The 12,899-nt window shown below is 75.2% G+C and carries 11 protein-coding genes, 1 pseudogene and 1 riboswitch; of the genes and pseudogenes, 1 reads left to right on the forward strand and 11 read right to left on the reverse strand.

Annotated features, from left to right (window positions below):
* The 11 genes and pseudogenes from ACFWXO_RS38660 to ACFWXO_RS38710 form a co-directional block, all read right to left on the reverse strand.
* Positions 1 to 533, reverse strand: a pseudogene (locus tag ACFWXO_RS38660) (cytochrome P450); the annotation flags it as partial.
* The gene (locus ACFWXO_RS38665; protein ID WP_380530197.1) at positions 518 to 2,089 is read right to left on the reverse strand and encodes a cytochrome P450; all 1,572 of its coding nucleotides are present in this window, start codon (positions 2,087 to 2,089) and stop codon (positions 518 to 520) included. The pseudogene ACFWXO_RS38660 and the gene ACFWXO_RS38665, both read right to left, overlap by 16 nt.
* A complete protein-coding gene (locus ACFWXO_RS38670; RefSeq protein ID WP_380408005.1) occupies positions 2,086 to 2,712 on the reverse strand; it encodes an ATP/GTP-binding protein in 627 nt (208 codons plus the stop codon). Before ACFWXO_RS38670 ends, ACFWXO_RS38665 begins: the two co-directional genes overlap by 4 nt.
* Positions 2,690 to 3,037 carry a DUF742 domain-containing protein gene (locus tag ACFWXO_RS38675; RefSeq protein ID WP_375892891.1) on the reverse strand — a complete coding sequence of 116 codons (348 nt, stop codon included), beginning with the start codon at positions 3,035 to 3,037 and terminating at the stop codon, positions 2,690 to 2,692. Before ACFWXO_RS38675 ends, ACFWXO_RS38670 begins: the two co-directional genes overlap by 23 nt.
* The gene (locus tag ACFWXO_RS38680; RefSeq protein WP_375892893.1) at positions 3,034 to 3,447 is read right to left on the reverse strand and encodes a roadblock/LC7 domain-containing protein; all 414 of its coding nucleotides are present in this window, start codon (positions 3,445 to 3,447) and stop codon (positions 3,034 to 3,036) included. Before ACFWXO_RS38680 ends, ACFWXO_RS38675 begins: the two co-directional genes overlap by 4 nt.
* 91 nt (positions 3,448 to 3,538) lie before the next feature.
* On the reverse strand, positions 3,539 to 4,765 hold the full coding sequence (locus ACFWXO_RS38685) for a sensor histidine kinase (RefSeq protein ID WP_380530241.1): 1,227 nt from the start codon (positions 4,763 to 4,765) through the stop codon (positions 3,539 to 3,541).
* A gap of 308 nt (positions 4,766 to 5,073) precedes the next feature.
* A complete protein-coding gene (locus ACFWXO_RS38690; RefSeq protein ID WP_380530202.1) occupies positions 5,074 to 7,260 on the reverse strand; it encodes a SpoIIE family protein phosphatase in 2,187 nt (728 codons plus the stop codon).
* Positions 7,261 to 7,267: 7 nt separating this feature from the next.
* On the reverse strand, positions 7,268 to 8,392 hold the full coding sequence (locus ACFWXO_RS38695) for a PP2C family protein-serine/threonine phosphatase (RefSeq protein ID WP_380530205.1): 1,125 nt from the start codon (positions 8,390 to 8,392) through the stop codon (positions 7,268 to 7,270).
* Between the two features lie 1,402 nt (positions 8,393 to 9,794).
* Positions 9,795 to 10,376, reverse strand: coding sequence for a TetR/AcrR family transcriptional regulator (locus tag ACFWXO_RS38700; protein WP_375892899.1), 582 nt, complete (start codon positions 10,374 to 10,376; stop codon positions 9,795 to 9,797).
* A gap of 28 nt (positions 10,377 to 10,404) precedes the next feature.
* Positions 10,405 to 11,229 carry an alpha/beta fold hydrolase gene (locus tag ACFWXO_RS38705; RefSeq protein ID WP_380408015.1) on the reverse strand — a complete coding sequence of 275 codons (825 nt, stop codon included), beginning with the start codon at positions 11,227 to 11,229 and terminating at the stop codon, positions 10,405 to 10,407.
* A gap of 102 nt (positions 11,230 to 11,331) precedes the next feature.
* Entirely contained in the window at positions 11,332 to 11,622 is a 291-nt protein-coding gene (locus ACFWXO_RS38710; protein ID WP_375892903.1) for a YiaA/YiaB family inner membrane protein, read from the reverse strand.
* 196 nt (positions 11,623 to 11,818) lie between these two features.
* Positions 11,819 to 11,977: riboswitch (cyclic di-AMP (ydaO/yuaA leader) on the forward strand.
* 12 nt (positions 11,978 to 11,989) lie between these two features.
* Here ACFWXO_RS38710 and ACFWXO_RS38715 point away from each other — a divergent pair.
* Complete coding sequence (locus tag ACFWXO_RS38715; protein ID WP_380530210.1) at positions 11,990 to 12,853, forward strand: M23 family metallopeptidase; 864 nt, start codon at positions 11,990 to 11,992, stop codon at positions 12,851 to 12,853.
* Positions 12,854 to 12,899 lie beyond the last annotated feature (46 nt).

The following is a 12,899-nucleotide window of genomic DNA, read 5'->3' on the forward strand; positions in this document are numbered from 1 at the left end:
CGGGAATCGCGGGCGGGGGTGTGGGCGCCCGCGGGTGGGGCCCGTTGGGCGGCGACCACCGAGGCCAGCAGGGCGTTGAGGTCCCGCTGGGCGGCGAGCGCCGCCTCGGGGGTGGCCGAGCTGGAGACCAGGGTGTCGGAGAGGTGGTGCAGTTCGTCCTGCTGTTCCGCCGCGAGACCGAGGAGTTCGCCGATCACCTGCATCGGCAGCGGGTAGGCGAAGTGCTCGCGCAGGTCGAACTCGCCCTCCAGCGCGGCGATCCCGTCGAGCAGCGCGACGGTCCGGGCCTCGATCGCGGGGGCCAGCGCGGCTGTTCGGCGCGGGGTGAAGGCCTGGCTGACCAGCCCGCGCAGCCGCTTGTGGTCCTCGCCGTCGGCGGTGATCATGCCGGGCACCGTGACGAAGTTGAGCAGCGGCCAGCCGTACGGCAGCCGGCCCTCCCGGAAGAGGGTCCACAGCTGGGGGTTCTTGCCGACCCGGGGGTCGGCCAGCAGCGCCTGGAGGGTGTCGTGGTGGGTTACCGCCCAGACCACCACCCCGCCAGGGAGCTCCACCAGGACGGCCGGGCCGGCTGCCCGGAGCCGGGCGTTCTCGCCGTGCTGGTCGCGTCCGAAGGGGTCGAGCCGGACGGGCTCGGGTCGGACGGGCTCGGGGCGGGGGCCGCGGGGGTCGTCGGCGGTGTCCATGCGGGCCTTTCGGGGGCTGGCGGGCGGGGCGGGGTGAAGGCGCTGTAGAGCACCGGGAGGGCGACCAGGGCCCGTGACCACGGAGACGGACGCCAGGTCAACTCGCCTGCGGGTACGGCAAGTTGGAGATCGGGAAGGCGGTGCAGCAGGGTCTCGATCGCGGTCTCGACGATGATCCGGGCCGGGTGCTGGGCCGGACAGACGTGCCGGCCCGCGCCCCAGGCGAGGTGGGCCCGGTTGCCGCCGAGCGAGCCCTGGGCGGCCGAGGAGGTGCCCTGGGCGGCCGGGTCGGCGTTGGCCGCGGCCAGGCCGAGCACCAGCATGTCGCCCTTGTTGACGTACTGGCCGCCGAGGACGGTGTCGCCGGTGGCCCAGCGGCCGGGGAAGTTCTGGGTCGGCGGGTCGCGCCAGAGCACCTCCTCCAGCGCGTCGGAGACGGTCAGCCGCCCGCCGGTCAGGGTGGCCCGGAAGCGGCGGTCGGTGAGCAGCAGCCGCAGGGTGTTGCCGATCCAGTTGATGCAGGTCTCGTTGCCAGCGACCATCATCACCACCAGGTGGTGCACCGCCTCCTCGTCGGTCAGCGCGGCCGGGTGGGCGAGCAGCCAGGAGGTGAGGTCGGCGCTGGGGGCGGTGCGGCGCTGCCGGACCAGTTCGACCAGGGTGTTCTGGAACTCCCCGGCGGCGCGCACCGATTCGGGCCCGCTGTCGACGAAGTGGCTGATCAGCTCGATCATCCGGGGTCCGCTGCCGGTGGGCAGGCCGACCAGCTGGGTGGAGACCAGCAGCGGCAGGGCGCGGGCGTACTGGCCGATCAGGTCGGCGGTGCCGTCCGGGCCCCAGCTGTCGATCAGGCCGTTGGCGGCGGCCTCGGTGGTCTCGCGCAGCTGCCGGTGGTCGATCTGGGCCAGGGTGTCCGAGACGGCGGCACGCAGCCGCTGGTGCTCGGCGCCGTCCAGGTTGAGCAGGGTGGGCCGCCAGGCGGTCATCGGCTGCAGCCGGGAGTCGGCGGCCAGCCGGCCCTCGGCGGGCACCCGCCACTGCCGCGAGTCCTTGGAGAACAGCGCCTCGTTGCGGGTGAGTTCGAGCAGTTCGGCGTAGCCGAGGACGAGCCAGGCCTCCACCCCGGGCTCCAGCTCGATCGGCGCGACCGGGCCGTAGCGCTCGCGCAGCCGGGCGTACAGGCCGTGCGGGTCGTCGGCGACGGCCTGCCCGTACAGCGGGGTGAGCGGGACGCCGACCGGCAGCCCGCCACCGGGCGGGGCGCCGTACGGAGCTCCGGTCCCGTACGGACCGCCGGTGCCGTACGGGCCGCCGGTGCCGTACGGGCCGCCGGCGCCGTGGGGCCCGCCGGTGCCGTGCGCGACCGGGCAGCCGGAGGGCCGCGGGGGCTCGGGGGCGGTCACGGCTGGAGCTCCAGCAGCGAGCTGCGGTGCAGGTGGTCGACGAAGTCGATCAGCAGGTCGTAGGAGGCCCGCCGGTCCCGGGCGTCGCAGTACAGGATCGGCACCTCCGGCAGCAGGTCCAGCGCGGAGCGCAGCTCCTCCTCCGGGTAACTCGGCGTGTCCGGGAAGGTGTTGACGGCCACCGCGAAGGGGATGCGCTGCTCCTCCAGCCGGCCGAGCACGTCGAAGCTCTCGTCCGGCCGGCGCAGGTCGACCATCGCGATGGCGCCGAGCGCGCCGCGCGACAGGTCGTCCCACAGCGGCCAGAAGCGCTGCTGCCCGGGCGTGCCGAACAGGTACAGCGCGAGCCGGGAGTTGAGCGTGATCCGGCCGAAGTCCAGCGCGACCGTGGTGGTGGTCTTGCCGCTGCGCCCGGTGAGGTCGTCCACGCCGCTGCTGGCGGCGGTCATGGTCTCCTCGGTGCGCAGCGGGGTGATCTCGCTGAGCGAGCCGACCAGGGTCGTCTTGCCGACCCCGAACGGGCCGGTGACCAGGATCTTCACCGCGCCCTGCACCGAGGACGGCAGGTACTGCGGTCCGGCCGGCACGTCGGCGGGGGCTTCAGCGGAGTTGGCGGAGGCCAACGAGCACCTCTTCCAGGAGGGTTGTGGGCAGGCGTTCGGCCTGCGGGACGGGCGGGAGCACCTGCACGGCGCCGAGGTCCCAGAGGTCGCCGACCAGCACCTTGACGACGCCGAGCGGCAGCCCCAGGTGGGCCGCCACCTCGGCGACGGACAGCAGGCTGTGGCAGAGCCCGAGGATGCGCCGGTGCTCCCGGTTGAGCAGGACGTGCTCGGGCAGTGCCGGGGGATCTGATAACGCGCTGACCAGGCTCTCGATCGCCAGGTCGGCGCGGGTGGGGCGGCTGCGCCCACCGGTGATGACGTAGGGCCGGACCGGCCCGTTCACCGGTGCCCCCCCGCCGCGTGGTCGACGCGCGGCGGGCTGGTGAGGTGGGTGCCGATCCGCTCGACCAGGACCTGCATCTGGTACGCGACCAGCCCGGCGTCGACCGCCTCGCTGGTCACCACGGCCAGGTGGGCGCCGGCCCCGGCGGCGACGACGAACAGGTAGCCGCCGCCGTACTCGATGATGATCTGGCGGGTGGCGCTGCCGGGGCCGCCGAAGCCCGTCGCGACGCCGCGGGCCAGCGACTGGAGCCCGGAGCAGGCGGCGGCGAGCCGTTCGGCGTCCTCCCGGGCGATGTCGGCGCTGCGGCCGATCTCCAGACCGTCGTTGGAGACGACGACGGCGTGCTGGACCTGGGGGACGGCGATGATGTCGGCGAGCAGCCAGCCGAGATCGGGGGTGGTGGTCATGGAACTCTCCGGGGCGATGGGGAAGTCGGGGGGAGGTCGGGGGGCGGGACGGGAGCGGGCTCGGTGCGGGCTCGGTGCGGGCCGGGCCGGCTCAGTGCGGGCCGGGCGGGCCCTGGGCCCGGGTGCGGGCGGCCGACCGGCCGCTGGCCGTCCCGGCCTGGAACATCGCCATGAACGCCTGGGCGTCCCGGGCCGAGCGGTACGGCGGCTCGGGCGCGGGTGGGGGAGCGGCGTGCTGGGCGGGTCGGTTCGCACGGTCGCGCCGGTGGCTCCGGCGGGGCAGCGGCGGAGGGGTGTCGGCCGCCGGGGCCCGGCTGGTGGGCGGGGCCTCCACCAGCGGGTGAACGGCGCCGGGGTGGTCGGGGCCGGCGAGCGGCCGGGGGTCGGGGGTGAACGCCCGGTCGTCCGGCCCGAGTCCGGGCACGGTGGGCGGCAGCGGCTCGGTGAGCAGGGCGTTCGGCAGCAGCAGGACCACGCGCACACCGCCGTACGGGGAGGGCGCCGAGCTGAGGGTGACCCGGAACCCGTAGCTCTCGGCGAGCCGGCCGACGGCGGCCAGCCCCAGCTGGGGCACCTCGCCGAGCCGGGAGACCTCCAGGCTGCTGCCCCCGGCGAGGGCGGCGGCGGCCTTGGCGACGGCCTGTTCCGGCATGCCGACGCCGCCGTCGTCGATCTCGATGACCGCGCCGTTGTGCACCGGCATCAGGGTGACGAACACCTGGGTGCTGGGCGGGGAGTAGCGGGTCGCGTTGTCCAGCAGTTCGGCGATGGCGTGGATCAGCGCCTCGGCGGCCGCGCCGACCACCGCGGTCTCGATCCGGCTGCGGACGACCACCCGCTGGAACGGCAGGATCCGCGACTGGGCGCCGCGCACCACGTCCTCCAGCGACACCGGCTCCGGCCAGTGCCGCCCGGCCCGGGCGCCGCACAGCACGGCCAGGGTCTGGGCCAGCCGGGCCTGTTGGGCGGCGGCGTGGTCGGCCTTGAGCAGGCCCTCCAGCAGCGCCGGGTCGTCGTGGGTGCGCTCCATCTCGTCGAGCAGGGCCTGCTGGTCGTGGGCCATGACCAGGATCCGGCGGGCGACGCTGAGGAAGGCCCGCTGGCTGGAGGCGGTGAGCTCCTGCTCCTGCTGGACGGCGGCCAGGTCGGCGCCCCGGCGGGAGAGTTCGGCGGCCAGCTGCTCCTGGAGCCGGGCGAGCTCGCCCGCCAGCCGGTCGGCCCGGCCGCGCTGGGTGACGGACACGGCGCGGTACCGCGCGGCGGCCACGAGGGCGAGGACGGCGAGCACGCCGGTAGCCGTTGCGCACCACTGAGTCATCGTCACGCCGCGAATTCTAGGGCGATGATCCTACGAAGGTGTGAACGGATCTCGCCATGTGACTGGATCTCGTCAATATCGAGTCAATACGCCGCCGTTCCCGCGTCGTTCGACCGCGATCGCGGGGCCCTGACAAGCCGTCCGATCGTTCGTCCAGGGTCTTTCGACCCCCCTCGATGTGGCGCGTGGTGGCCGGTTCGCGTCCCGTGATGTGTGGGGCCCGTGTGCACGGTGTCGCCGAACCGGCGTCATCAGGTGCAGGAGCGCGCGCCGTCAGGTGCCGGGCCTCGGGTGCCGGGCTTCGGGCGTCAGGCCTCGGACGGCATCCGGTGCAGGAGCAGCAGCGCCACGTCGTCCGGCCGGGAGCGGCGCTCGGTCACGTTCAGGGTGAGCAGGTCGGCCAGCCGCTCCAGCGCGGGGGCCGCGCCGATCCGCTCCGGGCCGGTCTGCCGGGCCCACAGCTCCAGCCCGCCGATCATCCGGTGCACCGACTCGTCGTAGTCCTCCTCCCGGTCCTCGACCAGCCCGTCCGTGTAGACCAGCAGGGTCTCGCCGCCCGCCAGCCGGCCGGTGGCCAGCGGGTACGGCTGCCCCGGGTCCACGCCCAGCGGCGGGCCGCCCGGCAGCTCCAGCTCGACGGCCGTGGCGTCGGCGGCGATCCGTACCGGTGCCGGGTGGCCGGCCCGGGCCGCGGTCAGGCTGCCGTCGGCCGGGTCCAGGGTCAGGTAGAGGCAGGTCGCGAACAGCTCGGTGTCCAGCTCGGACAGCAGCCGGCTGGTCCGGGCCAGGGTCGCCGCCGGGTCGTGCCCGTCCGTGGCGTACGCCCGCAGGCCGCTGCGCAGCTGGCCCATCACGGCGGTCGCCTCGGCGTTGTGGCCCTGCACGTCGCCGATGACCAGCCCGATCCGGCCGTCCGGCAGTTTCAGCAGGTCGTACCAGTCGCCGCCGATCTGCATGCCCTCGGTGCTCGGCAGGTAGCGGGCGGCGCTGGCGATCCCCGGCAGCCGGGGCAGGGTGCGCGGGAGCATCGCGCGCTGGAGTTCACCGGCCCGGTGGTGGTGGGTGTCGTACAGCCGGGCCCGCTCCAGGGACTGCGCGAGGATGCCGGCGAAGGTCGAGTACAGGGTGCGGTCCGCGCGGCCGAACGCGCGCTCGGTGGCGAAGGTGATCAGGCAGGAGCCGACCTGCCGGCCGGAGGCGACCAGCGGCAGCACCGCCCAGGCGGCCGGGGCGTCCGGCCGCACCGGCCCGCCACCGGGCTGGCTGAACAGCGGGGCCGAGCGGGCCAGCGAGTGCTGCATCACCTGCTCGGAGAGGTCCGCCAGCCGGGTCAGCTCGGCCCGGCGCGGTCCGCCGTACACGGTGTGCGAGACCGGCAGCAGCCGGCCCTCGTCCACCAGGTCCAGCACGATGCTGGCGGCGCCGAGCGCCGGCCGGGCCACGTCGGTGACGGCGGCGGTGACGTCCCGGACGGTCACCGCCCGGGACAGCGCCCGGGTCAGCGACAGCAGCAGCGCCGTCCGGGCCCCGGCCGGGTCGTGCGGCGGCTCGGCGTCCCGCGCCCGGCGGTGCTCCACGTCGGCGATCAGCCCGGCCATGCGCACCGGGCGGCCGTGCACGTCCAGCATCACCTCGCCGGACTCCTCGACCCGCGCGACTTTCCCGCCCCGGCGCAGCATCCGGTAGCCGATCCGGTAGCGGCCCCCGCTCGCCAGCGCCTCCGCCAGGGCCGCCTGGACGTCCGGCAGGTCCTCGGGGTGGACGATCCGCTCCAGCTCCGGGGCGGTCCCGTCCGGGTCGACGGGCCGGCCGGCCACCGCGAAGGCGGCCGCGTCCCAGTAGCTCTCCCCGGTGACCAGGTCGCGCTCGAAGGCGCCGTGCCCGGCGGCCCGCACCGCGAGCGACAGCAGCGGGTGGGCCAGGGCGGCGTCCGGGGCGGTCGGGGCGGTCGGGGGCCGCTCCGCGGTGCGGTTTCCGGTGCGGTCGCCGGTGTGGTCGAGGACGTGGTCCAGCAGGTGGTGCAGCCGGTGGGCGCAGGCCCCGGCGATCGTCTCCAGCACGTCCAGGTCGCGCCCCGGGACGGTGCCCCGGTGCGCCAGGGCGAGGGCCAGCACGCCGATCGGCCGCTCGTCCACCACCAGCGGCAGGCTGACCACGGCGACCATCCCGGTGCCCATGCCGGCGTTCCGGTTCGGGTAGTCGACGCTGGTGTGCTCCGGGCTGAGCAGGTACGGGCGGCGCAGCCGCAGCGCCATCGCGGCGGGCAGCTCGCCGGCCGGGTCGACCAGGCCGTAGCGCTCGTGCGCCCAGTCCGGCAGCCCGTGCGAGGCGGTCAGCCGGAGCATCCCGGCGGGGTCCAGCAGGTACAGCGCGGAGCCCTCGCCGGTGATCCAGTTCGGGCCCTCGGCGAGGACGGTGCCGAGCAGCTCGGCGGCGCTGGTGCAGCCGAGCAGCAGGCGCACGCAGCGCATCGGACTACGAACGGGAGAGGACACCAAATCTTCATACCCCATTTCCGTGGTCCGCGGTCGCTCTCAGCCGCCGCACCAGGACCAGGGTCCGGTCGTCCGCGACGTCCTGTGCCACCGCCTCCACCAGCCGGCCCGCCGCCCCCCGGACCGCCTGCCGCTGCGGCGGGTTGGTGCGCACCTCCGGCTCGGCCGCCGCCAACAGCCGGCCCACCCCCTCGTCCAGGTCCCGGCCCGGCACCTCCACCAGGCCGTCGCTGAACAGCAGCAGCGAATCCCCGTACGCCAGCCGCCCCGACGCCCCCGGGTACGGCGCCCCCGGCACCAGCCCCAGCGCCGGACCGCCGTGCTCCGACGGCACCCAGCCCGACCGGCGGCAGAACCGCACGGGCGGCGGATGGCCCGCGTTGAACAGGCGGTAGCGGCCCGTCGCCGGGTGCAGCGCCAGGTGCACGGCCGTGGCGAAGTCGTCCTCCCAGCCCATCCGCACCAGGTGGTCGTTGGCCGCCGGCAGGAACGCCTCCGGCGGCACCCGGCCCAGCAGCATCGCGAACGCCCCCGACAGGTGCGTCGACCGGGCCGCCGCCCGACTGCCCTTGCCCGACACGTCCACCAGGACCAGCTCCAGCAGGTCCTCCTCCGGCCGGTGGGCGCACAGCAGGAAGTCCCCGGAGAACGACGTGCCGCCCGCCGGGGCCAGCGCACTGTCGAAGTGCCAGTCCAGCAGCCGCTCCGGCAGCCGGGCCAGGGCCCGGTTGTGCTCCGCCAGCTCCAGCAGCATCGAATCGCCCTGGGTGCCGCGCAGTCCCAGCCGGTCCCGGAACCGGTTCGCGGTCAGCACCGTCGCCCCCGTCGCCGCCACCACCAGCGTCACCCCCAGCCGCACCCCGTGCGGATCCTGCACCACCGCCCCCAGCAGACCGCCCGCCAGCGCCGCGCACACCAGCACCCGCAACTGCCCGCGCCGCAGCACCAGCCCGCCACCCACCACCGGCAGCACCAGCGCCGACGGCGGCCACCCGTACGGCAACAGGACCGGCAGCACCCCCAGCACCACCGTCACCCCGAGCAGCACCCCCAGCGCCACCCGCCCGGCCCGGACGTCCCCGTCCAGCACCCGGCCGTACCACCGCCGCACCCTCGCTATCAGTGCGGGCACCCGGAACCTCCGCGAAGGCGTGGGCGGTCCCCTGTCGTGACCACCAGTCAGCCCGGCCACACTAACCCCTCCCCTCCCACCCCCCTCAGCGCAGTTCCCACTCCCACCCGCCCCCGCCCGCCGCCCCGCAACCCTCCTCCCCCCGAGGTGCCCACTGCTGCGCTCCACCCGTCTCCACCAAGCCCGTTCCGGCCCCACGCGCACCAGAAGTCGGCCCGCCCGACTTCCGGTGCGCACCTGAGCGCCGGCCGCCGACACTGCTGCGGTTCCTTACGGCGATGCCCTCGTCCCAGCGGCTCGACAACCAGGCAACCCGCTGTCGCCAGAAGTCGGCCCGCCCGACTTCTGGCGCGCCGCTTCTTGCCGCCGCCTCTCGGCTGCCCGTCACCCGGCAAGCCCGCAGCTCCGTGCTCCCTCCGCCGCTTCCTGCGCACAGCCCCCGCCTGTGGGAGAGACCGGCCTCCTCGCCGAGGCGCCCGCCTGATCCTGCCGATCGGTAGAGCCGCGCCCTTCGGCTGCCCCGGTCGTCCCCGCCGGGCTCCTTCTCGACCGGCCTCGCACGAGAAGTCGGTAGGGCCGACTTCTGGCGCGCCCACCAATGCCGCAGCGCTTCTCCGCCCCCGAGGCCCGCAGCCGGTCGCCCTGTAGGCCCCTTGCCTACGTGGTGCTGCGCAGGAAGTCGGCCAGTCTCCCCCGGCCGCGCCGGCCCAGCGGGCAACCTCGCCTCGCCAGGAGTCGGCCAGGTCGACTTCCTGTGCGCTTCCCCGGCCCAGCTGGCAGCCTCGCGCCACTGGAAGTCGGCCGGCTCGACTTCCTGTGCGTGGCCCAGGCTCTGCCCTGGGGGCTTCTGCGGTGGGGTTCCGTGGGAGCGGCGAGCGCGGGAATTCGGCCCGCCCGACTTCTGGCGCGCCCGCCGACGCCGCCGCGTTCCTCTGTGGCCCGAGGTGCGTGTGCCGGTCGCCCGGTAGGCCCCCTGCCTACGTGGTGTTGGGGGGGGGGGTGGGGGCGGGGGCGGCGATGGGCGACGGGCGCCGCCCCCGCGGGCGGGGGGGGGGGGGGGGGTGGGGGGGGCCCCCGGCGCGCCCCCGCGGCTGGTGGGTGGGGGCCTGGTGGCGGCCCGGGCCCACCCCCCCCCCACTGCTCCGGCCCCGCGGGTGGTCGATGGGCTGGCGGCCGTTGCCCGCTCAGGTCGACCGATCAGCAGCCCGCGCCACTGGAAGTCGGCCGGGCCGACTTCCTGCGCGCGGTCCGGGCTCCGCTCCGGTGGGCTTCTGCGGTGCGGTTTCGCGGGGTTGCGGTCGCGAGAAGTCGGCCGACCGGCAGCCCCGCCGCACCAGAAGTCGGTTGGGCCGACTTCCTGCGCCGCTCAGGTGCTGTGCGGGTGGGGGTGGGCCCGGGGTGGTCAGGCGGGGGTGGCGGTGCCGGGCCAGGTGTGGAGGGCGGTGGTGAGGGTGGTGATGAGGCGGTCGTGGGTGGTGGTGAGGTCCTCGGCGAGTTGGAAGGCGCCGGCGATGGAGAGGGAGGCGAAGCCGTGGGCGAGGGAGCGGACGGTGCGGGCGGCGTGGATGGCTTCGGGGCCGTCGAGGCCGTAGCCGCGGAGGACGGCGATGATGACGCCGACGAGCCGGGTGGCGGCGCGGGTGAGGTCGTCGTCGGGCTGGGGTGCCTGGGGGAGGGCGGCGTAGCGGTGGGGGTGCGCGGTGGCGTAGGCCTGGTAGGCGCGTAGGACGGCGGTGACGGCGTCGTCCCCGCTGCGGCCGACGGCGGCGTCCGCGAGCCGGTCGGCGAGCTCCTCGGTGACCCGGACGGCGATGAGGCGCCGTAGTTCGCCGAGTCCGCCGCTGACGTGCTTGTACAGCGAGGGGGTGGCGACGCCGGCCCGGGTGGCGACGGAGGCGAGGGTGAGGGCTTCACCGCCCTGGTCGTCGATGAGGGCGAGGGCGTGGTCGACGACCTGGTCGGGGGTCAGTCCTACGCGGGGCATGGCTTCGTTTCTCCGTACGGGCGGGGGTTCAGGCGAGTTCGGCGAGGAAGGGCAGCAGGGCGTCGGCGACGGCCTGCGGGTTGTCGGCCATCGGGTAGTGCCCGGACCCTTCGATCATCACCTTGCGGGCGCCGAGCTTCTCGGCCTGGAGGTCGGCGACGGCCTCGGGCTTCGGGAAGTCGGGGTCCTTGCTGCCCATGAGGACGAGGGCCGGGCAGCGGACGGCCGCGCACCAGCCGACGGGTGCGGAGTCGCCGGTGACGTGGCCGCGGGTGGCGGTCCGCCGGCCGGGGGTGCGCAGGGCGGCGACGAGTCCGTCGACGTAGCCGTCGAGGTCGGCGGGGCGGGGGCCGGGGTAGGCCATCTTGCGCAGGTAGAAGCCCCAGACGCCGGGCCACCGGACCATGGCGGCGCCCATGACGACCATGACGCCCTGCATGAGGGCGTTGGCCCGGTGTTCGACGAAGGCGTCGATCAGGGCGATCCCGGCGACCCGCTGGGGTGCGTCGCCGGCGACCTTGACGACCGTCGCCCCGGTGTAGGACTGCCCGACCAGGACGGCCCGTTCGATGCCGAGGTGGTCGAGCAGGGCGAGGACGTCGGTGGCGACGGCGGCGGGGCCGTAGTCGTCCCAGACGATCGAGGAGTCGCCGAAGCCGCGCAGGTCCATGGTGACGACCCGGTGGCCGGCGGCGGTGAGCAGCGGGTGCAGGTGCCGGTAGGCGCGGCGGGAGTCGAGCATTCCGGGGAGGAGGACGACGGGGGTGCCGTCGCCCTGCCGGGTGTCGTCGTAGGCGAGGCGGCCGCCGGGGACGTCGAGGTACTGGGTGCTCGGGGTGCTGGTGCCGTTCATGGTGGCCTCCGCCGACTCGCTCGTTTCTGCCTGTAGCCATAAAGCTAAGGCTAATAGCCTTAGCCGTCAAGCGTCCGGCCGGTACCGGGGGCGCTCTTCCGTTCACGCCCCCTCGACCCGGAAGGGGTCGTGCTCGCTGAGCAGTTTCTCCAGCCGGGCCTGGTCGACCCGGGCGACGGTGTCCGAGGACTCCTGCCGGTCCCGGACCACCTTGGCCAGCGTGAACGAGGAGGTGACGGTGTAGAGGAGGCCGATCCCGAGGAAGGCCCGGGTCCAGCCGCCGACCGGCAGGTAGGCGATCCCGGCGGCGAGGGCGGTGCCGGAGAGGGCGAAGGAGAGGACGGCCTGGACGAAGTACGCGGCCGTGGTCCGTGACTGCATCGGTGTGCTCATGGCGCCAGGATGCGGCGGGGCGGCCGGGTCGCACATGAGTAGGAGTACTCAGATGGACCGGGTGGCTGAGGGGTCGTTCGTTGACGTCCGATCACCTGTTCCCCAGCGGCCCCGAGCGGATGGCTTGGAATCGGAGCGTCCTAGGATTAACGTCTGATAACGCAGCGCGGTCGTCAATGCCGTACCCAGACGGCACCGTGCGCCGTCGCCTAATCCCACCGACCGGCCTCCGGGCAGGTCAGGGAGCCGGGGAACCACGTTCCTTGGGGTGAATCGGCGGGGCTCCGGCCCGGCCGTAGGAGACCTTCCTGCTCCGAACCCGTCAGCTAACCCGGTAGGCGCGAAGGAAGGAAAGGAGCGCGCCTCCGTGGCGTCGACGCACACCCCGGCACACCCGGCCGGCCCCGCAGCCGGTACCCGGCTCCTCGACCACCCCGGCCCGCACGGTGCCGAGCCCCGCGACGGCGGGTCCGCCGGACCGGCCGAGCCGTTCGCCCCGGAGGCCGAGGCCAACCGCCACCGGATGCCGCGTCAGACCCGCGGCGCCTCCCCGCTGCTCGGCGTCACCGCCGTCGCCGCCACCCTGGGCGCCACCGGCTTCGCCTCCGCGACCCCGGCCGCCGCGCCCGCCGTCGAGGCCCCGGACGAGACGGTCGCCCTGGCCGCCGACCCCGGCCTCGCGCTCGCCGCCCGGATCCAGCAGCAGGCCGACAGCCAGCGCACCGCTGCCGAGGAGGGCGCCCGGGTCCAGGCCGCCCAGGAGGCCGAGGCCAAGGCCGCCGCCAAGGAGGCGGAGGCCAAGCGTGCCGCCGAGGAGGCCGAGCGGGCCAAGGCCGCCGCCCTCACCCTGCCGGTGAAGGACTACGACCTCTCCGCCCACTACGGCCAGAGCGCCCGCTACTGGGCCCACCTGCACACCGGCCTGGACTTCGCGGCCGACACCGGCACCGCGGTCTACGCCGTCGGCCAGGGCACCGTCACCTCGGCCGGCTGGTCCGGCTCGTACGGCTACCGGATCGTCGAGACCCTGCCCGACGGCACCGAGATCTGGTACTGCCACCTCTCCTCGATCATCAAGGGCTCCGGCAAGGTCACCGCCGGCCAGCAGATCGGCAAGGTCGGCGCGACCGGCAACGTCACCGGCCCGCACCTGCACCTGGAGGTCCGCCCCGGCGGCGGCGCCCCGGTCGACCCGGAGACCTGGCTCCAGCAGCGCGGCCTCACCCCGTAGGACCGACGGACGTGGCAGGGCCCCGGGCGGCGCACGCCCGGGGCCC

The organism is Kitasatospora sp. NPDC059088 (genome assembly GCF_042738155.1).
Classification (GTDB): Bacteria; Actinomycetota; Actinomycetes; order Streptomycetales; family Streptomycetaceae; genus Kitasatospora.

Excerpts from the sequence above, each read along its gene's own strand:
- ACFWXO_RS38680 (WP_375892893.1), bottom strand. The coding sequence starts at position 3,447 with ATGACCACCACCCCCGATCTCGGCTGGCTGCTCGCCGACATCATCGCC.
- ACFWXO_RS38685 (WP_380530241.1), bottom strand. The coding sequence starts at position 4,765 with ATGACTCAGTGGTGCGCAACGGCTACCGGCGTGCTCGCCGTCCTCGCC.
- ACFWXO_RS38700 (WP_375892899.1), bottom strand. The coding sequence starts at position 10,376 with ATGCCCCGCGTAGGACTGACCCCCGACCAGGTCGTCGACCACGCCCTC.
- ACFWXO_RS38705 (WP_380408015.1), bottom strand. The coding sequence starts at position 11,229 with ATGAACGGCACCAGCACCCCGAGCACCCAGTACCTCGACGTCCCCGGC.
- ACFWXO_RS38710 (WP_375892903.1), bottom strand. The coding sequence starts at position 11,622 with ATGAGCACACCGATGCAGTCACGGACCACGGCCGCGTACTTCGTCCAG.